Origin of the sequence: Epilithonimonas bovis DSM 19482, assembly GCF_900108115.1 — a bacterium.
GTDB lineage: Bacteria > Bacteroidota > Bacteroidia > Flavobacteriales > Weeksellaceae > Epilithonimonas > Epilithonimonas bovis.
On the sequence record NZ_FTPU01000088.1, the window covers coordinates 1 to 1,401 of the forward strand.

2 protein-coding genes are annotated in these 1,401 nt (G+C 36.3%); both read left to right on the top strand.

Annotation, left to right across the window (positions count from 1 at the left end):
- Positions 1 to 54 precede the first annotated feature (54 nt).
- On the top strand, positions 55 to 405 hold the full coding sequence (locus B0B05_RS16225) for an ISAon1 family transposase N-terminal region protein (protein ID WP_076784608.1): 351 nt from the start codon (positions 55 to 57) through the stop codon (positions 403 to 405).
- Between the two features lie 28 nt (positions 406 to 433).
- Entirely contained in the window at positions 434 to 1,378 is a 945-nt protein-coding gene (locus B0B05_RS16230; RefSeq protein ID WP_076784609.1) for an ISAon1 family transposase, read from the top strand.
- Positions 1,379 to 1,401 lie beyond the last annotated feature (23 nt).

Below are 1,401 nucleotides of genomic sequence, written 5' to 3' on the forward strand. Positions count from 1 at the left end.
GGATCAGCAACAAAAGTTGGGGAGTAATGGCAAAAATTGATACTTTTGTAGAGGATGAAAACAGAAGACCTACTCAAGCTATTATTACCTGAATACTTAATTGAATACTTTGATGTTGTAAAATTTGAAGATATTGATGGCTTGCTTCACCTTTATTTTGAAGAGAAAAATACAATTCCCAAAGAATTTTCAGTTTTACAGCTTCAATCTAAAGGCTTTCATGAAGAGATTACGGTTGATGACTTTCCGCTTCGTGGAAAAGCCGTACAGCTGCATATCAAACGCAGAAGATGGACTGATTTGAAGTCAGGCAAAATTCTACAAAGAGATTGGAATCTTATCGCCAAAGGAACCCGAATGACGCAGGATTTTGCATCATTCTTAAAAAAAATCAGCCGATACTAAAGCGCTTCCTTTAGAAACTATCGGAGAGATGTACGGTGTTAATGGGAAAAAATTCCGAAGACAGTATAAGAAATCGCTCAGTGACTTTAAAGACTGGCATCAAAAACAACACGCCGAAGACTGGATTCTATATCCCAAAAACCTCTCAGAACACCTTTCTTTAGACGAAGTAGCCTTATCTCAGGGAGAACTTTACACCGTACTTACTTCCAAACAAGCCAAGGGTAAAAAAGGAAGTATTGTTGCCATTATCAAAGGAACTAAAAGCGAAGAAACGATCGATAAACTACTTAAAATCGATCGAAAATTAAGACTGAAAGTAAAAGAGGTCACCTTAGATATGGCAGGTTCTATGAAACTCGTTGCCAAAAGATGCTTTTCCAATGCGGTACAGGTTGTGGATAGATTCCATGTCCAGAAGCTTGCCGCAGAAGCTGTTCAAGAAATTAGAGTAAAATACCGGTGGGAAGCGATTGATTCAGAAAATGAAATCCTAAAACAAGCTAAAGAAAAGAAAGCAAAACCAGAAATCCAAGTTTTCAGCAATGGCGACACCCCAAAGCAACTCTTGGCAAGAAGCCGTTATTTACTTTACAAAAGCAGAGAAAAATGGACGGAAAGCCAAGGTGAGAGAGCTGAAATTCTGTTTAATGAATATCCAGATTTGGAAAAAGCTTACAATTTATCCGATAAACTAAGGAAAATTTATAATCAGAACACATTAAAATCTGTAGCAATGCTCAAACTTGCCCATTGGTTTAAAGATGTGGAAGAATCAGGTTTTAAATCCTTTTCAACACTTAAAAATACGATTACAAACCATTATAATGACATCCTGAATTATTTTGAAAGAAGAAGTACCAATGCATCTGCAGAATCGTTTAATTCGAAAATAAAGCAATTCAGAATGCAGCTTAGAGGTGTTAAAGACAAAGTATTTTTCCTTTTCAGATTATCTAAAATTTTTGCCTAGTCCCCAAGGTTTGATCTTGATCC

Coding starts and splice junctions, on each gene's coding strand:
- B0B05_RS16225 (WP_076784608.1), top strand. CDS start 55: ATGAAAACAGAAGACCTACTCAAGCTATTATTACCTGAATACTTAATT.
- B0B05_RS16230 (WP_076784609.1), top strand. CDS start 434: ATGTACGGTGTTAATGGGAAAAAATTCCGAAGACAGTATAAGAAATCG.